The sequence below is a fragment of the Desulfocicer niacini genome (assembly GCF_054657595.1).
The window spans coordinates 22,106-42,158 of sequence record NZ_BAAHYK010000047.1; the positions used below are offsets into that span (position 1 = coordinate 22,106).

Annotated in this window: 24 protein-coding genes; 13 read left to right on the plus strand and 11 right to left on the minus strand. The window is 47.0% G+C overall.

Annotation, left to right across the window (positions count from 1 at the left end; genetic code table 11):
* Positions 1-30 precede the first annotated feature (30 nt).
* The 4 genes from ACYQ2M_RS20300 to ACYQ2M_RS20315 all read right to left on the minus strand — a co-directional run bounded on the left by ACYQ2M_RS20300 (position 31) and on the right by ACYQ2M_RS20315 (position 4,026).
* A complete protein-coding gene (locus ACYQ2M_RS20300; RefSeq protein WP_459918209.1) occupies positions 31-1,578 on the minus strand; it encodes an acetolactate synthase large subunit in 1,548 nt (515 codons plus the stop codon).
* Between the two features lie 744 nt (positions 1,579-2,322).
* Positions 2,323-2,526 (minus strand): hypothetical protein, encoded by a 204-nt coding sequence (locus ACYQ2M_RS20305; RefSeq protein ID WP_459918210.1) that lies wholly within the window; start codon positions 2,524-2,526, stop codon positions 2,323-2,325.
* 131 nt (positions 2,527-2,657) lie between these two features.
* Positions 2,658-2,831 (minus strand): ATP-binding cassette domain-containing protein, encoded by a 174-nt coding sequence (locus ACYQ2M_RS20310; RefSeq protein ID WP_459918211.1) that lies wholly within the window; start codon positions 2,829-2,831, stop codon positions 2,658-2,660.
* A 391-nt stretch (positions 2,832-3,222) separates the two neighbouring features.
* Positions 3,223-4,026 carry a DUF3786 domain-containing protein gene (locus ACYQ2M_RS20315; protein WP_459918212.1) on the minus strand — a complete coding sequence of 268 codons (804 nt, stop codon included), beginning with the start codon at positions 4,024-4,026 and terminating at the stop codon, positions 3,223-3,225.
* A 220-nt stretch (positions 4,027-4,246) separates the two neighbouring features.
* On the opposite strand from ACYQ2M_RS20315, the gene ACYQ2M_RS20320 reads away from it, so the two are divergent.
* Positions 4,247-5,146, plus strand: coding sequence for a LuxR C-terminal-related transcriptional regulator (locus ACYQ2M_RS20320; RefSeq protein ID WP_459918213.1), 900 nt, complete (start codon positions 4,247-4,249; stop codon positions 5,144-5,146).
* 93 nt (positions 5,147-5,239) lie between these two features.
* On the opposite strand, the gene accC is transcribed toward ACYQ2M_RS20320, so the two are convergent.
* Positions 5,240-6,592 carry an acetyl-CoA carboxylase biotin carboxylase subunit gene (accC, locus tag ACYQ2M_RS20325; RefSeq protein ID WP_459918214.1) on the minus strand — a complete coding sequence of 451 codons (1,353 nt, stop codon included), beginning with the start codon at positions 6,590-6,592 and terminating at the stop codon, positions 5,240-5,242.
* A gap of 32 nt (positions 6,593-6,624) precedes the next feature.
* Positions 6,625-6,879, minus strand: coding sequence for an acetyl-CoA carboxylase biotin carboxyl carrier protein (locus tag ACYQ2M_RS20330; protein ID WP_459918215.1), 255 nt, complete (start codon positions 6,877-6,879; stop codon positions 6,625-6,627).
* A gap of 122 nt (positions 6,880-7,001) precedes the next feature.
* Here ACYQ2M_RS20330 and ACYQ2M_RS20335 point away from each other — a divergent pair, with 122 nt between their 5' ends.
* The 9 genes from ACYQ2M_RS20335 to fabG all read left to right on the plus strand — a co-directional run bounded on the left by ACYQ2M_RS20335 (position 7,002) and on the right by fabG (position 13,220).
* Entirely contained in the window at positions 7,002-7,685 is a 684-nt protein-coding gene (locus ACYQ2M_RS20335) for a GntR family transcriptional regulator (protein ID WP_459918216.1), read from the plus strand.
* A 100-nt stretch (positions 7,686-7,785) separates the two neighbouring features.
* A complete protein-coding gene (locus ACYQ2M_RS20340) occupies positions 7,786-8,559 on the plus strand; it encodes a LamB/YcsF family protein (protein ID WP_459918217.1) in 774 nt (257 codons plus the stop codon).
* A gap of 2 nt (positions 8,560-8,561) precedes the next feature.
* Positions 8,562-9,269 carry a 5-oxoprolinase subunit PxpB gene (pxpB, locus tag ACYQ2M_RS20345; protein WP_459918218.1) on the plus strand — a complete coding sequence of 236 codons (708 nt, stop codon included), beginning with the start codon at positions 8,562-8,564 and terminating at the stop codon, positions 9,267-9,269.
* Positions 9,269-10,216, plus strand: a complete 948-nt coding sequence (locus ACYQ2M_RS20350; protein ID WP_459918219.1) for a 5-oxoprolinase subunit C family protein — start codon at positions 9,269-9,271, stop codon at positions 10,214-10,216. The genes pxpB and ACYQ2M_RS20350 overlap by 1 nt, the downstream gene beginning before the upstream one ends.
* Positions 10,217-10,265: 49 nt before the next feature.
* Positions 10,266-10,595: a hypothetical protein gene (locus tag ACYQ2M_RS20355; protein ID WP_459918220.1), complete on the plus strand. Its 330-nt coding sequence runs from the start codon at positions 10,266-10,268 to the stop codon at positions 10,593-10,595.
* A gap of 26 nt (positions 10,596-10,621) precedes the next feature.
* A complete protein-coding gene (locus tag ACYQ2M_RS20360; protein ID WP_459918221.1) occupies positions 10,622-11,074 on the plus strand; it encodes a YaiI/YqxD family protein in 453 nt (150 codons plus the stop codon).
* Positions 11,075-11,109: 35 nt separating this feature from the next.
* On the plus strand, positions 11,110-11,313 hold the full coding sequence (locus tag ACYQ2M_RS20365; protein ID WP_459918222.1) for a hypothetical protein: 204 nt from the start codon (positions 11,110-11,112) through the stop codon (positions 11,311-11,313).
* A gap of 282 nt (positions 11,314-11,595) precedes the next feature.
* Entirely contained in the window at positions 11,596-12,240 is a 645-nt protein-coding gene (trhA, locus tag ACYQ2M_RS20370; RefSeq protein ID WP_459918223.1) for a PAQR family membrane homeostasis protein TrhA, read from the plus strand.
* Positions 12,241-12,461: 221 nt separating this feature from the next.
* Positions 12,462-13,220, plus strand: a complete 759-nt coding sequence (fabG, locus tag ACYQ2M_RS20375) for a 3-oxoacyl-ACP reductase FabG (protein ID WP_459918224.1) — start codon at positions 12,462-12,464, stop codon at positions 13,218-13,220.
* Positions 13,221-13,313: 93 nt separating this feature from the next.
* On the opposite strand, the gene ACYQ2M_RS20380 is transcribed toward fabG, so the two are convergent.
* The 3 genes from ACYQ2M_RS20380 to ACYQ2M_RS20390 are packed head-to-tail and all read right to left on the minus strand — an operon-like array spanning position 13,314 to position 14,186.
* Positions 13,314-13,703, minus strand: coding sequence for an amidase family protein (locus ACYQ2M_RS20380; protein WP_459918225.1), 390 nt, complete (start codon positions 13,701-13,703; stop codon positions 13,314-13,316).
* Positions 13,675-13,974 carry a hypothetical protein gene (locus ACYQ2M_RS20385; RefSeq protein WP_459918226.1) on the minus strand — a complete coding sequence of 100 codons (300 nt, stop codon included), beginning with the start codon at positions 13,972-13,974 and terminating at the stop codon, positions 13,675-13,677. Before ACYQ2M_RS20385 ends, ACYQ2M_RS20380 begins: the two co-directional genes overlap by 29 nt.
* 20 nt (positions 13,975-13,994) lie before the next feature.
* The gene (locus ACYQ2M_RS20390) at positions 13,995-14,186 is read right to left on the minus strand and encodes an amidase family protein (protein WP_459918232.1); all 192 of its coding nucleotides are present in this window, start codon (positions 14,184-14,186) and stop codon (positions 13,995-13,997) included.
* Between the two features lie 542 nt (positions 14,187-14,728).
* On the opposite strand from ACYQ2M_RS20390, the gene ACYQ2M_RS20395 reads away from it, so the two are divergent.
* From ACYQ2M_RS20395 to ACYQ2M_RS20405, 3 genes are read left to right on the plus strand one after another with little or no spacing between them, the layout of a single operon-like run.
* Positions 14,729-15,154 carry a MerR family transcriptional regulator gene (locus ACYQ2M_RS20395; protein ID WP_459918227.1) on the plus strand — a complete coding sequence of 142 codons (426 nt, stop codon included), beginning with the start codon at positions 14,729-14,731 and terminating at the stop codon, positions 15,152-15,154.
* Positions 15,155-15,156: 2 nt separating this feature from the next.
* Positions 15,157-16,668 (plus strand): class I adenylate-forming enzyme family protein, encoded by a 1,512-nt coding sequence (locus ACYQ2M_RS20400; protein ID WP_459918228.1) that lies wholly within the window; start codon positions 15,157-15,159, stop codon positions 16,666-16,668.
* Entirely contained in the window at positions 16,661-17,905 is a 1,245-nt protein-coding gene (locus tag ACYQ2M_RS20405) for an acyl-CoA dehydrogenase family protein (RefSeq protein WP_459918229.1), read from the plus strand. Before ACYQ2M_RS20400 ends, ACYQ2M_RS20405 begins: the two co-directional genes overlap by 8 nt.
* 40 nt (positions 17,906-17,945) lie before the next feature.
* On the opposite strand, the gene ACYQ2M_RS20410 is transcribed toward ACYQ2M_RS20405, so the two are convergent.
* Together ACYQ2M_RS20410 and ACYQ2M_RS20415 are read right to left on the minus strand one after the other, a co-directional pair.
* Complete coding sequence (locus ACYQ2M_RS20410) at positions 17,946-18,410, minus strand: pyridoxamine 5'-phosphate oxidase family protein (RefSeq protein WP_459918230.1); 465 nt, start codon at positions 18,408-18,410, stop codon at positions 17,946-17,948.
* Between the two features lie 183 nt (positions 18,411-18,593).
* Positions 18,594-19,919, minus strand: coding sequence for an MFS transporter (locus ACYQ2M_RS20415; protein ID WP_459918231.1), 1,326 nt, complete (start codon positions 19,917-19,919; stop codon positions 18,594-18,596).
* Positions 19,920-20,053 lie beyond the last annotated feature (134 nt).

Consider the following 20,053-nt stretch of genomic DNA (forward strand, 5'->3'; position numbering starts at 1 on the left):
ATGACTGTCAAACAGGGCGGCGGAGGCAACTTATCTCCATTGCGCCAGCCTCATCTCAATGAGATTGGGGCCGTTATTGGCCAGTGCATTTTCCAACGCCCGGACCAACCCTTCTGCAGAATACACAGAAACCGCGGGAACACCAAATCCTTCCGAAAGTTTTACCCAATCCATATTGGGCGAGCTAAGGGTTGTCATGGCCTGGGTTTGCTTTCCAGGATTATGGTTTCCAGCATTGGCAAGTTCAACTTTTAATATATCGTAGCTGTTATTGGCGCAAATCAGGGTGGTGACATTCAGATTATGACGTGCCTGGGTCCACAGGGCCTGTAAAGTATATAATCCGCTGCCGTCGGCCTGGAGACCAATCACCGGCCGATGGGGACAGGCCAGAGCGGCTCCGGTGGCACAGGGGATCCCCTGTCCAATGGCGCCACCGGTGAGGGTTAAATAGGTATGCCGGGGCGCTGTGGCTGCCAGGGGGATATAGGAAAATCCGCTGGTAATCCCCTCGTCCACTATAATGGCCTGCTCGGGTTGAAGTGCGGCAAGAACAGGTCCTACTTTCTCTGCGGTAAGAATACCGGTGGGAAGCTTCGGGGGCACATGCTTGGCCAGAATTTTTGTCAGCGGTTGGTCCCTATGCAAAAGAGCTGCAAGGGCTTTGATGATTGCCCTGGCATTGGGCACACCCAGGTTCACCTGGGACTGATCCGGGGGGAGTAATCGACTGGAACTGTCCGGGTACCCAAAAAAAGCCACAGGATCTTTGGCACCAATGAGCAGCGCCATATCAAAGGCTTTTAATGCCTCCATGGCCGTGCTTGGCATATAGGGAATTCGATGAACCACCGGAAGCCCCTCACCCCGTTCAGCACGGCTGGGAAAGGTTTCCATATAGAGTTCCGCATTGGTGGCGGCACGAATTTGTGCCGCCGCCATAAGCCCCTCTTCGCAGAGTGCTTCTCCCCCCAGAATCAGGACAGGATTATGGGACTTTTCAAGGGCCGTGGCCGCCATGGCAATGGTATCCATATCCAGCTTCGGCACCGGAGGAAGGGTTACCCTGGCAATGTCATCCGGAACCGTTTCCATTTGAAAATCGTGGGGAACAGACACGGTTGCCACGCATCCGGTGAATGCCGCTGAAATTGCTCCGGCCACCTCTTTTGAAATCTGGGAACTCTGGCGGACCTGGCTCACCCATCCGGAAACGGTGCCGGCAAGGGACTTGATATCCATGGCCAGGGGCGGGTCCGCCGGCAGGTGCCAGGAGGCATGGTCCCCAATAATATTTACCACGGCAGAGCCCGCCCGCCTGGCATTGTGCAGATTGGCCACTCCATTGGCAAATCCCGGGCCAAGATGCAGCAGGGTCATTGAGGGTTTTTGGCTCATGCGACTGTACCCGTCGGCAGCTCCCGTGCACACACCTTCAAACAACCCCAAAATCAAACGGATACCCGGCACCGCATCAAATGCCTCAACCAGTGGAATTTCAGTGGTTCCAGGATTACTGAAACAGATTTCAATACCTGCATTTATTGCGGTTTGGACAAGTATTTCTGAACCTTTCATACCAACTCCTTTCACGTGGATAAATGACTCCTTTTATGATCAAGCCCTATCTTACCCAATGGATGCAGTTCCGTAAACCCGTTTGGCTTCTCGTTTGTCCACTGCTGTTTTTTACGAGGCCCTCAAAGGTTGAATTTATCCCATGATGATATCCCGGAGGGACATCATCGTCCAGATGGGAGTTGTACGGGGGGATAAGTTTTTCAAATGACTGGCTGCTGATCGTTCCAGGGGCGAACCTTTTCATAGGCCTTTGCGACCTGAAATAGCAGCACAAGAAGAATCACAGCTCATCCCCCAATTGGCCGGTCTTGCAATCAAGCTCAGTATGACAACATTACAGGGCCTTTCTCTCTTTTGAAAAAATTAGTGGATATGGAATTCATTAACATTGGGTAGATTACTTACGATGAACTCCCCCCAAAAAAACACTTGTTGGAATTAAGAGGATATAATGGTTAACTTTGCATCTGAATCAACTTTTAGAAAAGTCAGCGTGGACAACCCCCATAGGAAGGCCATTGGAACAGGTAATCCGAGCCGTGGACAGTAATTGGGCCAGGGACCTTTCCAAAACCGCGCTCACATTAAGCAGCACTGAGGTGGTACACGACTTTTTCAGGGAAAAACAGAGGGAGATCCTGTAACCCGGATAATGTCCGGCCGGATTACAGGGAGAGATGGGTTTACTTTGGGGTCATATGAAGACTGTCCCCTTTGTCCGGAAACTTTTTTAAGGGATACCTACCACCAGAACGACATCAGGGGGGACTGAAAATGATCCTGGAATTTTTCGCGGTATTTATCAGTGCGAAGGATGGTCATGGCTGTTTTTGCCCACTCTGATTCAAGATCCTCACTGCACACGATAAGCCCCAGGGCATAATCCTTGTTCTGGGGATCCTCAAAAAGAAATGCTTTGAGGTCTTTTTTAGAGGCCTCTCCCACAAAATATGCGGTTGAGATGATGGCATCGACATCGCGTATGGAGCAGGCGGTCTGGGTGATCAGCCCGATTTTTCTTCGAAATCCCCGGAATTCTTTATTTTAAAGACCTTTGACATCCACATTGTCTACGGTCAATTTCCCCGGTCATAGGGCTCAAGTCCGTTTATGCCTCGCAAAAAGGTTGATTTCCCTGCCCCGCTGCGTCCGGTCAGGCCGAAAATGCATCCTTTGGGGATATGCAGATCAACACCGTTCAGTACCTTTAAGTCTCCAAAGGATTTATGAATATTGGCGGCAATTATCATGGTGCAACCGTGTCCGGTAATTTATTCGCCTGAATCAACATAGGGCATGTTCTACATTCCCCTTTTAGTATGTCAAATAGCTAATCCTTATGCTGAGTGTTGCTTTGATTGAGAAAGACAATTTACTCTCTCCTGAATCCTGGGCTTTGTCATGTTGTACAGACTCAGGGCCTCGGCAACAAATAATTACGCCAATCTTGCTTGCCTTTCATCTCCTGGGTTACACCAATGGGTAGTTCTCTATGCTCCCATTGAATCAATCCTTTTGCAACTAAAAAACAAACGATTTAATTACAGGCCGTTGGCGATGATATAAATTCAACATCCGTATAAATGGCCGATCTTATGATCAATCATAAAATACAAAAATTCAATTCATTGCGGCACTCGTTTAACCATGGGTTTTGGCCAATTTTTTAAACATGTTGCCAAGGCCGGTGGACAAGGTATAGATGTTTTCTATGGGCAGGTTTTTATCTGCTGTACTGTCAAAAAACAGATTTAGATCCGATTCCAGTCCTTCTTCTGGATGATTGTAGCAAATCAACATGGGCAGCAATGGCAGCGGGTAAATAACCAGGGCAATATCGGCATCATAATGATCTTGAACGGGCTGGCCGTTAAACAACTCTATGATATCTTTGAAAAAGGATGGATTTGTATCGGCCACCTTTTTAAAAGCCCCCACACATTGATGTTCAAAAAAACGGGCCCAATCTTTGGACGTTTCAAGTTCCCTGAAAGGCACCCATGATCCGGTCAACGGTATCCCTTTGCTGGATAATACATAATTTAACACTGGCGGAGCGATCCAGTGATTGACATGAATATCTGTTGAAATTTCACCATTTTTATCAATGCCAAAGTCTTTGCCAAAAATCTTTAAGATTAACCGGCCATTTGAAAATTTTTCACCCAGCTTTTCAGCCCTGGATTCAAGATCGATCTGTTTTATCTGCTCTTTTAACTGGCCCATCATCTTGATAAAGCTTTGCTCAGGTTTTGATTTATATTCTAACTTCTGCGGGCCGTATTCTTTAAGAGTATCTTCACCAATAAACGGGCATTCGCTTAAAGCGATCTGGCCTTGGAATACAGCCGCTGCAAAAGCCAAACATGTAGGTTTATTACATTTACGACAATTGGTTTTTTCCAATAATTTAAAAATATCCATGGTGGTTTTAAATTTAGCCATTGTTTAACCTCACTTATTTTCATCATACTGAAATCATCTTTTATCCTATTGTTGCATTTAATTAACTATAAGTTTAATATAAACACATCCCCCATTTGGGTGATTTTTAAAATATTTATAAATAAACATATAAGCCAGCAAAGGTTTTCATCTGTTTTCCCGGGGGGACAGCTGAATGGATGTACCCCGGGGATTTAAAAAAACCATTGAGCAAACATTTATGACTTCAAAACATTCCAATATCGGGTTTCACGGTTTACAGGTATGCTCCATGGGCCGGGGCCCTGCAACCCTACCTCCAGACAAACTCAAGGCATGTATGATGATGGCTTTTAATTTTTCCATGGATATTGAGTTTTTATTTCCTTATATCAATGCCGTGGCAAAAAAAGCACAAATGCACGAAAATCCACCGCATATCCGGTTGAATTTTGATCATACTCTGTGTGTGCTTCATCCTGACAGAGGCGTTGCCTCCCCGGTTAATGATAGTGAGGATGCAAGGGCTTTCATGGTTCGGTTAATGAAGTTTTTAAATGATATTTATCTTCAAAAAGATCAGATTCCTCCCCGATATAAATTCTTTAATAATACTGACGTCACACAGATATTAAAATTGCTGCCCCAAACCAATTGCAATGAGTGCGGGTTTAAAACCTGCATGGCCTTTGCCGCCATGCTCAGTAAACAACAGACCATTCCGGGACGCTGCCCGCATATCAGCCAGCCAGTGCAGGAAAAAGCCATTTTTCCCATCCATGACAACGCCGGCAAACTTCTGTCCACCATTACCCTGGATATTGATAACGCAGAGAATGTATCGGCTTTGAATTCAGCCAATCAATATATTGAAAACCTGGAAAAAAAGATTCGGGATTTATCCCGCATGAACGGCGATCTGCGGGATGAAGCCAACAAGCGATTGCCGTCCCCCTTAAGCCAAAGGGAAATCCAGATACTTCAAATGCTTGCCTGCGGCACCACAAATGTGGAAATAGCCCAATCGCTGAATATCAGCCCTCATACCGTAAAAAGTCATATCAACCATATTTTTAATAAACTCGGGGTGAACAGCCGAACCCAGGCCTCGGTCTGGGCCACGCAGCATCATTTTGTTTAACTTTTAGGAACTGTTAGAAAACAAACTATGCAAAAGTCTCTGACAGAGACACCCCGGTGGAGCAATAGGTCCTGCATATAGATGATTAATTTTTTAACGGAGCCCTAGTTGACTTTCCTCTAAAAAATGAGTGTCGATATCACCAGCCTGGAATTTTTTGTGATCAAAGATGATTTTAAAAAACGGAATGGTGGAGTGAATGCCTGTAATTTCAAATTCATCCAGGGCTCTTCTCATCCGTTGGATAGCAGCCAATCGATTCTCGTCCCACACAACAAGTTTACCGATAAGTGAATCATAATACGGGGTCACCATATACTTATCATGAATGTGGGTGTCCAGCCGAATACCCGGGCCACCCGGAAACAAAACAGATTCAATCTCCCCGGGAGAGGGCATGAAATTGTCATCGGGGTCAGAGGCATTTATCCGACACTCCATGGACCATCCGGTCAGGCGAATATCTTCCTGACAGACGGAAAGCTTTTGTCCGTCAGCGATGCGAATCTGTTCCCTGACAATATCAATACCTGTTATCAATTCGGTGACAGGGTGTTCAACCTGTATCCTGGCATTGACTTCCATGAAATAAAAGTTTTTATCTTTGTCCAGCAGGAATTCCATGGTGCCAGCATTGTGATAGTTGATGGACCGGGCAATTTTTATGGCGGTTTCGCCCAGGAGTTGCCGCAAATCTTCATCCAAAAACGAAGAGGGGGCTTCCTCAATGAGTTTTTGGTACCGCATCTGTATTGAACATTCTCGTTCTCCCAGGTGAATATAATTGCCCAATTGATCTCCCAGGATCTGGATTTCAATATGACGCGGTTTTTCAATATATTTTTCCAGATAGATATCCGGGTTGCCAAAGGCTGCTTTGGCTTCACCAGATGCGATCTTAAATGCCCGGATCAATTCTTCTGTGGAATGGGCGATTCTCATCCCCCGCCCACCGCCACCGCCGGATGCTTTCAAAATAACCGGAAATCCAACTCTTTGAGCAATATCGCATGCCATGTCGCTGGATTTTATGATATCGTCACTGCCGGGAATCACGGGAATACCACTGTTCATCAATGTTTGCCTGGCAGCGGATTTGTCACCTGCTTTGGCTATGGACTGAGCAGAAGGACCGATAAACACCAATCCGGTATCCTGACAGGCCTGGGCAAAATTTGCATTTTCCGATAAAAAGCCGTATCCAGGGTGCACGGCATCTGCCCCGGATTTTTTTGCAGCTGACAGGATTTTCTCCATATTCAGGTAGCTTTTATGGCTCAAAGCAGGACCGATATGAATGGCGTGATCTGCAGATTTTGCATGAAGGCTGTCTTTGTCAGCATCTGAATACACGGCAACCGATTCTATTCCCATTTCTTTACAAGCACGGATGATACGGAGTGCGATTTCTCCCCGGTTTGCAATTAAAATACGATTGATAGCCATACGTTCCAATACTCCCCCAGATAAAAAAACGTCTAAATATCTTTTTCTATTACAATCAATGTCTGGTTTTTCATTGCCATATCTTCATTTTCTATCAAAATTTCTTTAACCACCCCGCCGTGTTCACAACGGATTTCCGTGAATATTTTCATGGATTCAATTATGCAGACAACATCAGATGCATTCACTTTTTGACCAATTTCCACCAAAGGGGCCTCTTCTGGTGCCGATGAACGGTAAAAGGTTCCCATCAATGGCGATTTGACTTCATATATTGTATCAGACATGTGCTCCTCCTGTTTATGAATGGAATGAAAAAATCAAAATATACTTGACATATATTTTACATCTATGTCAAGTATATTTTAAACCATGGCAAATCTCTTAAAAATAAGGATGGTTATTAGTAATGAAACCCGGTCCAAAACCCTCAAAACAACCCCTGGCCGTCACTGCATACCAAACCATTGTCAAAAAGATTATATGCCTGGAATATCAGCCCAGTCAGCATCTGGAAGAAACCCTGCTGGTGGAAGAACTTGGGATTGGCAGAACACCTATCCGGGAGGCACTGGTCAGGCTGCAGAGCGAAAAAATGGTGGAATCCCATCCCAACCGGGGGGTGATTGTCCGACCCATCACTCTTCAAAACACCAAAGCCATGTTTGAGAGCATGCATATCTTTGAATTCGGTGTGGTGGATATCGCCATGCAAAAAGATTGTACAACGGCGATACATCTAATGAAAAAATCAAACGAATCAGTAAAAAAAGCAGTATATTCCAACTCGATCTTTCGGCTGGTGGAAGCCAACCACGAATTTCACAGAAATTTTGCACAAAGCTCCCAGAATGAATTCCTGATCCGGGGGGTTGAAGATGTCAGAAAAGAGGCCAAAAGACTCTCATACCTCTCCTATAATAATGCCATTGATCCCCAACGTCCGCTGGAAATTCATTTTGAATCCGTAGTGAAAGAACACGAGCTTATGATTAAGGCCCTGACGAAAAAAGACGGAGAAAGTCTCAAATCATTGTTAAAGGAGCATATTGATACTTTCAGACAGCGCATCATCCTATTTATGACTTCCTGAAATAAAGAGGTTAGATCACAACTATAATTAGCAAAAGGAGGCGGCAATTCTTTCTCCTGGGATGAAAACTCAGGAATTTCCTTGCCGATTGTGTATGAAGATGAAAACCATTGATTTAAACTGCGATATGGGAGAAAGTTTCGGAGCTTATAAAATTGGTATGGATGACCAGGTCATGCAGTACATCAGTTCTGCCAATATCGCCTGCGGCTGGCATGCGGGAGACCCCGTTGTTATGGATGCGACCATTCAAATGGCCGTGCAACATAAAGTCGGCATCGGTGCCCACCCCGGGTATCCGGATCTGCTGGGGTTCGGGCGAAGGAAAATGGCTGTCTCCGCCCATGAAATTAGTCAGTACCTGATTTATCAGGTGGGTGCCCTTCAGGCCTTCTGCCGGGTTCACAATGCAACACTTCAGCATGTCAAACCCCATGGGGCCCTGTATCTGGATGCCGTTGAAAGCAGGGAGACGGCAACGGCCATTGCCAGGGGAATCCTGGCCCTGGACCCGACCCTGAAATTTGTTGCTCTGGCCGGCAAGAAAGGAGAAACCATGCGCCAGGTGGGAGAGGAATTGGGGTTGAATGTGGTGTATGAAGCCTTCCCGGACAGGGCATATACCCCTGAAGGAACCCTGGTTTCAAGAAAGGAAAAGGGGGCCGTGATTTCAGATCCGAATCTGGTGGCCAGCCGGGCCATGGACATGGCCAATGGGTTTGTCGTGGCCGTTGACGGAACCCGTATTGATTTACAGACCGAAACGCTGTGTGTTCACGGGGATAACCTGGATGCCGTTAATCTGGTTAAAACCATCAAAATAACACTTGAATCCCATGGATTTAAGGTTCAACCCATGGGAAAAGAAGGGTAACCATGAACAGCCAGCTGAAAAAAAGACCCGTCTGTCGACTGGCCGGTGATACCGGGCTGATTGTTGAATTCGGGGAGGGGATTGACCCGGATATCAATAAAAAGGTCAGGACCATGGCAGCAGCCGTGAAAAACAGAAAACCTGACGGCATCATTGAAATCATCCCCACCTATCGCTCCCTTTTATTTATTTATGATCCTGTCCAGACTCAGCCCAGGCAGCTGATGGCCTTGATTGAGGACCTGGAATCCACCATTGATACGGTGGGTGAACAATCTGTGCAGGTCATTGAAATACCTGTCTGTTACGGCGGGGATTTAGGTCCGGACATGGAGAATGTGAAGGCCTCATCCAATCTCAGCACAGAGGAAGTCATCCGACTGCACAGTCGACCCGAATACCCCATTTATATGGTGGGCTTTACGCCGGGGTTTCCATTTCTGGGGGGACTGGATGAACGCTTGTTTACCCCGCGCCTGACAACGCCGCGACTTGTGGTTCCTGCAGGGTCGGTGGGAATTGCTAACAACCAGACCGGCATGTATCCCATTGACAGCCCGGGGGGCTGGCAGATTATCGGCCGGACCCCTTTAACCCTCTTTGCTCCCAAAAAGAAAAAACCCTTTTTATACAAAGCCGGGGACAAAATAAAATTTATTCCGATTTCTGAAGATCAATTTGAACAGATCAAACAAGGGGAAAACATGTGATGGATGCCATAAAAATTATCGCACCCGGCGGGTATTCAACCATACAGGACAGAGGCCGGTTTGGATTTCAGGACATGGGGGTTCCTTTATCGGGGGTCCTGGATCATTTTGCATTTGATGCCGCCAATATTCTGGTTGGGAATTCGGACAATACACCTGTCATGGAACTGACCATTATGGGACCTTCCATGGAAATTCTAAAAACAATGGACATTGCCTTAACCGGGGCAAAAATGGGGATAACCGTCAACAAAATCCCTGTGGACCAATGGCGTTCCATAAGGGTAAACCCCGGGGATATGGTATCCATGGGTCAGGTTCAGGCGGGTTGCCGTGCATATCTTGCCGTTTCCGGGGGATTTGACGTGCCCCAGGTCATGGGCAGTTTTTCCACATATGCCGGGGCCAACATCGGGGGATTTAAAGGCCGACCCATCCGGGCCAAGGATATGCTGAAAATAGGAAATGTCTCGTTGTTGAAAACCGAGCGGGTTTTACCCCGAAAAGCGGTTCCCATTTATCCGACCCATGTAACGTTAAGGGCAGTACCAGGCCCCCAGGACGACTATTTTGATGCGGGTCTTCATACCCTTTTTACCTCCGAATACATGGTCACGGCCAAGGCGGATCGCATGGGGTACCGACTCATGGGAGAAACAATTCCCATAAGGGACGGCATGCCCAAATCCATTATTTCAGAACCCTCCATACCGGGAAGCATCCAGGTCCCCGCAGATGAACAGCCCATCATCCTTTTGGTGGAGCAGACCGTTGGGGGGTATGCCAAAATTGCAACCATCATCTCCTCCGATCTTGGCCGGGTTGCCCAAACCACGCCCGGGGATATGATCCGATTTGAAAAAATCGATTTGGAGACGGCTCATTCACTAATTCATGAAGAGAAAGAGAAATTAAAGAGAATACAAACATATTTCCGATCTGAATAATCCAAAATTCAGGAATGAAATAATTAAAACAAACACATCAAGGAAAAATATGACGCAAGCAGTGACCCCGAAGGATTTCAGGCAGCAGCTTGAAGCTATCCCCCCGGCAGGGTGTGCCGGTCGGCTGGGCAGCTTTGTCACCGATGCCGATCTCGGGGACAGTCCCCTGGTCAGCGAAAAAGAGCTGTGCCTGCACAAAAACGGTAAAAAATGCCTGATGTGCGTGGATCGATGTCCCGTGGGAGCAGTGTCGGAAGCCGGTATTGACCGTCACCGATGCTGGAACAGGCTCAGGTCCAACCACACTGAAATGAATGAATTTAAAGATCTTGAGGATACCACGGATGTCTGTGGGAAATGCCAGGTGCTCTTACCGTGAAGCCTCAGGATTCCAGGGAGTCAAAAATGAAAATATGGGTGGACGCAGACGCATGTCCCGTGGGGGTCAAAGAAATTCTGTTCAGAGCTGCCGAGCGCACCAGGATATTGATGACATTGGTGGCCAATCAACCCGTGTGGGTTCCTCCGTCTCCCTGGATCAAAACAATTCAAGTCTCAGCCGGTTCTGATATAGCTGACCAGGAAATCGTTCATCGGCTCAGGTCTGGTGATCTTGTTATCACAGCAGATATTCCCCTGGCAGCCCAGGTGATTGAAAAAGGAGGGTATGCTCTAAATCCCCGTGGAGAACTCTATACCGAGGAAAATATCAGAGAACGCCTGAATATGAGAGATTTCATGGATGCTCTCCGGGCCAGTGGCATAGATACCGGTGGCCCGCCGACGATGAATCAGAAACACCGAAACGCCTTTGCAAACAGTCTTGACCGATTCCTTACACAACATGCAAAAAGTTAATACGACAGTAGTTCCCAAGGAAAAAAATCGAGATCGTGACCATCTCGGTGGCAGTGCTGTTGCTTACCGCCACCATGGTCTCTGCCAAGCAGGGTATTTACGCCCGACTCGGGGTGGGTACAGCTTTTTCACGGGATACCACCTTTGACGACGAAGACTGCGCCTCAACCAATCCACCAGCTCTTTTTGGCTGTAATTCCGGCCCGGACGGAGGTCCCATCGGGGCACTGAATGTTTAAGGAGGTAACAGCAATGGAAAAAAGAACATTAAATTCTTATTTTTGATTTTCGTGCTATTCATTGATACTCAAAAATTGCGTAAAATATGTGTAAAACAGGCAACACACCTTTCTTATCCCGGCAAATGAGCGTATGCTGAATAAAGCGTTAAATGGGCTTTGTAATTAGATCGGTCAACCGCAAGACTTGGCAAGCCTGCCCCCCCATTGAGCCGTCGAATATAACGGGTGGCCCATCTTATGATCAAGCCCTACAATCTGTTTACACAGGAGGTGTCATCCATGAGTTTTCCAACGTTCAGAGAGCCGTTCAATGCCCTTTCTCACATGGCCGGAGCTATCGCATCCCTTGTCGGGCTTACCCTGTTGGTGGTGTTTGCTGCCCTAAAGGCCGATGTGTGGCATGTGGTATCCTTTTCCATCTTCGGGGCCACCCTGGTCTTGATGTACACCTCAAGCACCCTGTATCACGGTCTGAGATTGTCTGAAAAAGGCATTGCCGGTATGCGAAAATTAGACCATATCACCATCTTCATGCTCATTGCCGGCACCTATACGCCCTTTTGTCTTGTGCCCCTTCGGGGACCCTGGGGGTGGTCCCTTTTAGTCATTGCCTGGAGCATTGCCCTGGCAGGCGCATTTTTAAAGCTCTTCTGCTCCAACGTTCCCCGGTGGATTTCCACGGCCATTTATCTTATCATGGGCTGGATTTTTGTGGTGGCGGTGTATCCACTTGTCATGGCGCTGAACCTTTCATCCCTTATCTGGCTTGCTCTTGGGGGCCTTTTTTACAGCTCCGGGGCTGTGATCTATGCTTTGAAACGTCCTGACCCCTGGCCCGACACTTTCGGTTTCCACGGCATCTGGCATCTGTTTGTTCTGTCGGGCAGTTTCTGCCATTTCTGGGCGGTTTTTCTGTTTTTTTAAACAACCCTCATGTCCTGGTGGACAAATGCTATCATGCCGACGGGCAATGGGCCCGGACCGGAACTGTAGACAGCTCAATTGTCCGGTTCCTATTGCCCATCGGGGGCGGCTCTGCTGAGGTTGCCTTTGAGGCTGCCTTTTCATATAAAAAACCGCCATAAATAAATTTTATTTAAAAAAATACCACGCGCAAAAATCCATGAAAGGAATAAATTAAAACCATGACTTCATCGAGCACACCACCAAACCCCACCGACTTAAATCAAACAGCCCTGGTAACGGGGGCCAGCCGGGGGATAGGCCGCAGCATTGCCGTTGGCCTTGCCGCCAGCGGCCGACATGTCTTTATCAATTATCTCAAAAACGAGGCTGAGGCACTTAAAACCCTTGCCATCATTAAAGATGCAGGGGGAAGCGGCGAAATTATCTGCTTTGATGTGGCAGATCAGAACCAGACCAAAGCCGGTGTAAATGCCATCCTGGAAAAACATAATAAAATTGAAGTTCTGGTAAACAATGCAGGAATCACCGATGACATGCTCATGGTACGGATGAAACTTGAAAAATGGCAGCGTGTCCTGGATACGAACCTCACAGGTTTTTACAATGTTACCCGACTTGTGGTGAAAAACATGATCCGGAACCAATTCGGCAGGATTGTAAACATCGCATCCACCTCAGGCCAGATGGGCCAGGCAGGTCAGATTAATTACGCCGCATCCAAGGCAGGTCTCATTGGTGCTACAAAAGCCCTGGCCCGGGAGGTCTCATCAAGAAATATAACCGTCAATGCCGTTGCTCCAGGTTTTATTGAAACGGAGATGGTGGAAAAACTTCCCATGGAAGAAATTGTTAAAATGATTCCAATGCAACGTCCAGGTACTCCCGAGGAGGTGGCCGCTGCTGTCACTTTCCTTTGTTCCAGCCAAGCGTCTTACATCACAGGACAGGTACTCGGGGTAAACGGGGGAATCATATAACCGTCACGGGCGGACCTTATTCTGACCCAGTTCCGGACCGTCGGGGACCATTTATCCTGCCGGTCTAAATCCCCGGAACGGCAGACAAGCGCCTTAAACAACCGGCCAGTGATCTTTCCACGGACGTATTTTTTCATAGGCCCTTGCCGCCTGAAGCACCAGCGCATCGGCATGGCGGGGGCCGACGATCTGGAGGCCCACAGGCAACCCGTTTTCAGACAGCCGGCAGGCAGGCACCGATGCCGCTGGATGACCAGAAAGATTAAAGGGATAAGTAAACGCCACCGCCCCTAAAAGCGGAATGGGATGGCTATCAATGCTATCAGGGGGAGGCCCACCTGCAGCAAAGGCTTCTGAGGGCATGGTGGGGGTGAGCAGCAGATCAAATTTTTCAAAAAATCCCTGAAATTTCTGGTTCAATTCCCACCTTAATGCCTGGATTCGGATGAATTCCTTATATAGTAAAATCCCGGGTATTTTCAACCACAGTCATCAACGTTCTGCCCATATGCTGACGATCTGTTTTGAGCACATCGCATAGCTGAGCGTATATGTCTGTACAGATCAGAGACGTCCAGGTGTCGCCGGTATAAGGCAAGCTTACTGTCCATAAATCAACGGTGTGCCCGATCTGTTCAAATGCTTTTACAGCCTCTTCCACACAGGCCATGACATCCCGTTGGACCTTTGCATATCCAAGGTCCGGACTGAAGGCGATGGTCAATTTCTCCGGTAATTGATCAATCTGCTTCACATAAGACTTTTCATAGGGGGTCATGCAGGGAAGTCGGCAGGGTGATACCCGGCCGTGCAATCCAGATAAAGGGCTGCGTCAATAACCGTTCGTGTCAATGGTCCAGCAACTGTCATATTGCTGTAACTTAAAAACGGCTGGGGACCCAAGGGAATTCGGCCAAAGGATGGTTTCAGCCCAAAACAACCCGAATAGGAAGCGGGAATTCGTATGGCCCTCCCGCATCGTTACCCGTACAGAGAGGCACAAGGCCACCTGCAACGGCAGCGGCAGATCCTCCGCTGCCCCCCCCGGAGTCCGTTCCAGATTCCACGGATTCCGGGTCGTGCCATGAAGCCTGTTTTTGGTAAATCCAGTAATGACGGGTCTATTTCGACAATTTCATCAGCGTCCGGAATCATCATCATGTTGATAACAGGAAGACTGATCAGAAGAATCACACAGATCAGGAGGTTCTGCCATGCAAAATGTTCATAACATTGCATACAGGACTTATCTGAAGATAATTTTGATAAACATAGAGACACTATTTTTATTTGACAGAACAATAGTTATAGTTTACGTTAACGTTAAGTATTTAATCTACTCTTCAGTCTACTATTTTTTTATATACAATACTCCTCTGAGCCGATGAGTATTTCAAGTTTTATTGCGGGCAGACCCGGATCAGAATACGGTCTGCCCTTTGGGGCGACCATTTTCATACTTCGTTGTGTCGTCAGGATGACATGGATATTTTTTAAAGGAGGGGAGGATGGATGATGAAAAAGAAGAGATAAAGTATACCATATCACAGATGGCAGACGAACTGGATATCAGCACACGGACCATCCGGTTTTACGAGGGAAAAGGCCTGATCATGCCCAAAAGGACTGCTGGAAACCAGCGAGTCTACACTCCCAGAAACAAGGCAAGACTCAAATTGATCCTCAGAGGGAAACGCTTTGGATTTTCTTTAAATGAAATCTCAGAAATGATTGGTATGGCCGATACTGATACCAATGAAATTGAGCAAATTGAAAAAAGCTTAAAATTCGGAAATGCTAAACTAAAGGAGATTCAGGACAGAAAAAAAGAACTTTCGCTTCTGGAGCAGGATATTCTTGCCACAAAAAAAAAACTGATCAAACGAATCACAGAACTCAAACTGTCAACTGACCCAACCCATAATGAGGATTAATAATGAATCTTATCAAACTCATAGATGAGAATGCTGATCAATACCCGGACAATATAGCCCTATGCGATATGGAAACAGAAGTCACCTTTAGACAGCTAAAAGAAAAAAGTGAGAAGGCTGCTGCCTGTTTCCAGGCCTTGGGAGTTAAGAAAGGAGATTCTGTAGCCCTGATGAGCCAGAATACCTTTGATTTTGTCTTCTCATTCTTCGGCATATTAAAGGCTGGGGGGGTTACCGTTCCGATCAATCATAAACTGACTGCACCAGAAGTGGATTATATTCTTGAAAACAGTGGCTCCGGTATTTTTCTGTTCGATGGTAGCCTGAGTAAAGTGGCACAAAAGCTTAAAACGGATGTCGCTAAAATGACCATGGATACCCGGGTAGATAAGATAAATTTTTTAAAAGATGCTATGGATAAGGCGCCTGCCTTTTCCCCGGTTGACATGCAGGGTGAGGACAGGGCTGAAATCCTATACACCAGTGGTACGACCGGTAAGCCCAAAGGGTGTGTCCATACCCATTCAAGTGTTGTTTCCGCCGGAATCACCGGTGCAAAAGTTCTGGGACTTAATCACACCGACGTCATGCTAATCGCCATGCCCATCTGGCATTCCTCGCCTTTGAATAACTGGTTCATGGGCATTACAACCGTTGCCGGTAAAAGTGTTCTGTTAAGGGAATATCATCCGCTGCATTTTCTTGAAGCTATAGAAAAAAAATCGTGCACTGCTTATTTTGGTGCGCCCATCTCATACCTGATGCCCCTGCAGATGATTTCCAATTTTCAAGACTTTAATCTATCATCCATGAAAGCTTGGGTATACGGTGGTGGCCCCATTGACCCTGAAACCGTTAAAAAACTAAAGCAAACCTATCAATCCGATCAGTTTTTCCAAGTTTATGGCATGACTGAATCCGGCCCCACAGGAACGGTATTAATTCCGGAAGATCATGAAAATCATGCAGGTTCCATTGGAAAAAAGGCCTTGCCCGGTGCACAAATAAAAATCATGAAAAATGATGTCACAGAGGCAGCTCCTGGCGAAACAGGGGAAATCTGGCTTAAGGCCGGTTCCATGATGAAAGAATATTTAAATAACCCGGAAGCCACCCGCAGCGCTTTTTATAAAGGATGGTACAGGACCGGCGATGTGGCACGGATTGATGAGGATGGATTCCTCTTTATTGTTGACCGGATCAAGGACATGATCGTCACCGGCGGTGAAAACGTTTATTCCAAGGAAGTAGAAGACCGGATCATGGAACATCCGGATGTTGTTGAGACAGCAGTTATAGGCACCCCTCACCCGGACTGGGGTGAAACCGTCCATGCTATGGTTGTAACTGCCAAGGACAAGGAACTGACTGAAGATGACCTGACAAACTTCCTTTCAAATCGCCTGGCTAAATTTAAAATTCCAAAAAAAATTAATTTTATAGATCAGCTTCCCCACACTCCGACCGGCAAGGTTATGAAATTTAAACTTAGAGAGGAATTTACACATGTTTGATTACCTTTTAAACGACGAACAAATAAAACTAAAACAAGAAGCCCGCGATTTTGTAAAATCGATCCCCAGAAAAATGATCCTGGAAATGGATGCTGATAAAATTCAGTTTCCTAAAGAATTTTTGCAGGAAGCTGGCCGCCTCAACCTCATGGGATGTCGCTATCCCCAAAAATGGGGTGGTCGAGATATGGATTGGGTGTCCACCTGTATGGTCATGGAAGAGATCGGTATGCTGGGATATATTTTTGCCTGCACATTTGGTGTAGGGGCTGAACTGGTCTGTGACGCCATCATTCTTCATGGTTCAGATTTTCAGAAAGAAAAATATGTCAAACCTCTTCTTAAAGGAGAAATCTTTGCAGCAGAATGCCTGACCGAACCCCGTGGCGGATCAGATTTTTTCGGCACCACAACCATAGCCGAAGATAAGGGAGACCATTTTGTTCTCAACGGTCAGAAACGATTCATTGTCGGTGGTGAAGGCGCAGATTATTACCTGGTCTATGCCCGGACAAATCCCGATGCCGAGCCCCACAAGTCCATTTCCTGTTTTATTGTAGACAAAACCAAAGGCGTTGAAACCGAATACCTGTACGGACTTATGGGGTGCCGCGGCGGCGGTGCTGCTCGGATGGTGTTCAAGGATGTAGCTGTCCCAAAAGAGAACCTTTTAGGGCAACTCAACCAGGGAGTTAAGATTTTTAATACCATGATGATTCCAGAACGCCTGGGAACAGCCGCCATGACAATTGGTGCGGCTGTTCCTGCCATTGACGTTGCCACAGGCTACACCTCAAAACGCAAGGCATTTGGGCAGGTTGTCGCCAATTTCCAAGGCGTTTCTTTCCAGGTGGCCGAGGCTGTCACTCTTCTGGATGCTTCCCGGGCCATGATTTATACCACTGCCCGGGCTGTGGATGAAAAGATTCAGGAAAAACAAATCCGGCGCTTGGTTTCCCAAAGCAAAAAATTTGTTACCGAATCTTGCCAGAAAGCTGTCCATAACGCTATGCAGGTCATGGGCGGTATTGGGTACACCAACATATATCCAGTAGAACGAATTTTCAGAGATCTTCGGTTAGCCTCAATCTGGACAGGCACCAACGAAGTCATGTCCATGATCATTGCCAATGAATGGTATAAGGAATACTGGAAAAACAAGAAAAATGGCAATATTCGAGATATGGAACTAGATGCTGCTGAAGCAAATGCAAAGGACGAAAAAATCTTTGAATGATTGCCCAATTTCCAAAACAGACCTTTATCCCAATGGCACCTTATCGGGTCGCCTTACCGGTTAATTTTTCAATTTTAATTTTAAACACCCTGGTTTTGTGCATATCACTGGCAATATATTTTTTACCTTCCCCAAGGTATTCACTAGAATAGCGCTTAACCAGAGCCAGAAGTCCTGCTGCTTTTTCATCCTCAAAGACTTCTGATGCGGTTCCGAACACGATGACGCTTTTAAATCGGGTGCTGAATTTTTCAGGAATGATTTCAGCATCCGTCACCACACAAAAGGAGACCTTTTCATGGTGGGTAAGGTTATCTATTTTGTGTCCTGTTTTGGCGCAATGGAAATAGATATCTCCATCATGGCAGGCGTAATTGAGGGGAACAGCGTAGGGGTAGCCGTCGGCACCCAGGGTTGCCAGCACCCCTTCTGTGCCATTTTTCAACAGTTCAAGGGTCTCCCCTTCCGACATCTGTTTCTCTTTTCTTCTCAACTCTCTTAACATAATAAATTTTCCTTAAAAATTCATGAATCGTAAATTCTCATTCTCTGCACAGCATGTGCTGATCATAATATTAACTCAACTCTCAAACTTATGTGTTGGTGAAGTGGATAAGATATCTCTTTTTGAAATCTGACTTATTTCAAAGGGAGAAAAGCACAAGAATACAAGCCTGCCCCCCACGAATCAATGGGACGTGTAAATATTCCGGCACCGGGTTTCCCGGATACGAAAAGAAGCCACCAGCGACACCAGGGCAAAAATAAACATGGCCATAAATCCGTTGTGATAATCGGCCGCCGAATATATCCGGGCCCCATTGACCATGGTGCCGGACCAGGTGGCATCGGCAATGGTGCCGAACAAAGGCTGCATCACGGCGGTGCCAATGAAACAGCCGGTATTGACCACACTCACGGCCATGCCTGACAGCTCCGGGTGAATGATCTCCTTGGCCGCGCCAAAGGTAAGCACAAAGCCTGATCCGGCAAATCCCATGAAGCCAAAAAGAAAAAAGCCCCCCATGCCCGGGGACCATGGGGCATACATGAGCAATCCCCATGACAGGGTATAGGCAAGCACGCTGCCCACCAGAGGCGCTTTTCGCCTGCCGATTTTGTCTGAAAACCAGCCGAATAAAAGTGACCCCACGGCAAAACTGATCAACATTACGGTCATGTAATCCGCCGCCGCACTCCTTGACAGGCCATGGACATCCTTTAAATAGGGAACCCCCCACAACCCCATGAAAGAATAAAGCCCCCCGATCATCCCCAGCTGCACCCAGAACCCCGGCCACAGGCGCAGCATCCGGACCACGCTGCCCAATTGATGGAGCCAGTTCCCCGATGGATTTTTGATATCCCCCGAATCCGCATAGGTGTTGGGAGCCGTAAACCCCATATCTTCCGGTCGATTGCGCACCACCAGAAATCCGGCCACGGCAAGGCACAAAGAGAACCCACCAATGCCCATGAACACCGTGCGCCACGCAAACAAAGTCAACAGTGCCGAAAGCGGCCCCGCTGCCAGCACCGATCCCAGGTTGCCAAACAAAAGGGTCAGCCCGCTCATGAGACCGAATACCCTTTCATGGAACCATACGGAGTTATTTTTCATGATGCTGATAAACACCACAGATACTCCCAACCCCACAAAAAATCGGCCCACACAGGCCATCTCAAAGGAACCTGCCATGCCAAAACAGATGGAACCCACCCCGGCAATGAGGTTACCGAAAACAATGGAGGTACGGGCACCCAGTTTGTCGGCGATGACCCCCGAAGGGATCTGCATAACGGCATACACAAAAAAATAGATGGCGGAAAGGGAGCCCAGACGGGTGCCGGTGGTGTGAAATTCGGCCATGAGAAATTCAGACACCACCCCCGGAGCCATGCGGTGAAAATAGACCAGGATATAGGTCAAAATAAGAATGGCAAAGATGGACCATTTTGCCACTTCATAGGAGACATGGGCATGGGCCGGGGATGCCGTCATTTCGTTTTTCATCTAAATCGTCCTTTATATCTAAGATTGAACTTAACTCCTACCATTCTGGAAAAGGCAGCAGAATTTTTAATTTTTTTTATATGAAACTCCGACCAGACATTATCATTAGAGTTTCATTTTTCGTTGTGGCTGGT

Coding starts and splice junctions, on each gene's coding strand:
- ACYQ2M_RS20300 (WP_459918209.1), bottom strand. CDS start 1,578: ATGAAAGGTTCAGAAATACTTGTCCAAACCGCAATAAATGCAGGTATT.
- ACYQ2M_RS20310 (WP_459918211.1), bottom strand. CDS start 2,831: ATGATAATTGCCGCCAATATTCATAAATCCTTTGGAGACTTAAAGGTA.
- ACYQ2M_RS20315 (WP_459918212.1), bottom strand. CDS start 4,026: ATGGCTAAATTTAAAACCACCATGGATATTTTTAAATTATTGGAAAAA.
- ACYQ2M_RS20320 (WP_459918213.1), top strand. CDS start 4,247: ATGACTTCAAAACATTCCAATATCGGGTTTCACGGTTTACAGGTATGC.
- accC (WP_459918214.1), bottom strand. CDS start 6,592: ATGGCTATCAATCGTATTTTAATTGCAAACCGGGGAGAAATCGCACTC.
- ACYQ2M_RS20330 (WP_459918215.1), bottom strand. CDS start 6,879: ATGTCTGATACAATATATGAAGTCAAATCGCCATTGATGGGAACCTTT.
- ACYQ2M_RS20335 (WP_459918216.1), top strand. CDS start 7,002: ATGAAACCCGGTCCAAAACCCTCAAAACAACCCCTGGCCGTCACTGCA.
- ACYQ2M_RS20340 (WP_459918217.1), top strand. CDS start 7,786: ATGAAAACCATTGATTTAAACTGCGATATGGGAGAAAGTTTCGGAGCT.
- pxpB (WP_459918218.1), top strand. CDS start 8,562: ATGAACAGCCAGCTGAAAAAAAGACCCGTCTGTCGACTGGCCGGTGAT.
- ACYQ2M_RS20350 (WP_459918219.1), top strand. CDS start 9,269: ATGGATGCCATAAAAATTATCGCACCCGGCGGGTATTCAACCATACAG.
- ACYQ2M_RS20355 (WP_459918220.1), top strand. CDS start 10,266: ATGACGCAAGCAGTGACCCCGAAGGATTTCAGGCAGCAGCTTGAAGCT.
- ACYQ2M_RS20360 (WP_459918221.1), top strand. CDS start 10,622: ATGAAAATATGGGTGGACGCAGACGCATGTCCCGTGGGGGTCAAAGAA.
- trhA (WP_459918223.1), top strand. CDS start 11,596: ATGAGTTTTCCAACGTTCAGAGAGCCGTTCAATGCCCTTTCTCACATG.
- fabG (WP_459918224.1), top strand. CDS start 12,462: ATGACTTCATCGAGCACACCACCAAACCCCACCGACTTAAATCAAACA.
- ACYQ2M_RS20395 (WP_459918227.1), top strand. CDS start 14,729: ATGGATGATGAAAAAGAAGAGATAAAGTATACCATATCACAGATGGCA.
- ACYQ2M_RS20400 (WP_459918228.1), top strand. CDS start 15,157: ATGAATCTTATCAAACTCATAGATGAGAATGCTGATCAATACCCGGAC.
- ACYQ2M_RS20405 (WP_459918229.1), top strand. CDS start 16,661: ATGTTTGATTACCTTTTAAACGACGAACAAATAAAACTAAAACAAGAA.
- ACYQ2M_RS20410 (WP_459918230.1), bottom strand. CDS start 18,410: ATGTTAAGAGAGTTGAGAAGAAAAGAGAAACAGATGTCGGAAGGGGAG.
- ACYQ2M_RS20415 (WP_459918231.1), bottom strand. CDS start 19,919: ATGAAAAACGAAATGACGGCATCCCCGGCCCATGCCCATGTCTCCTAT.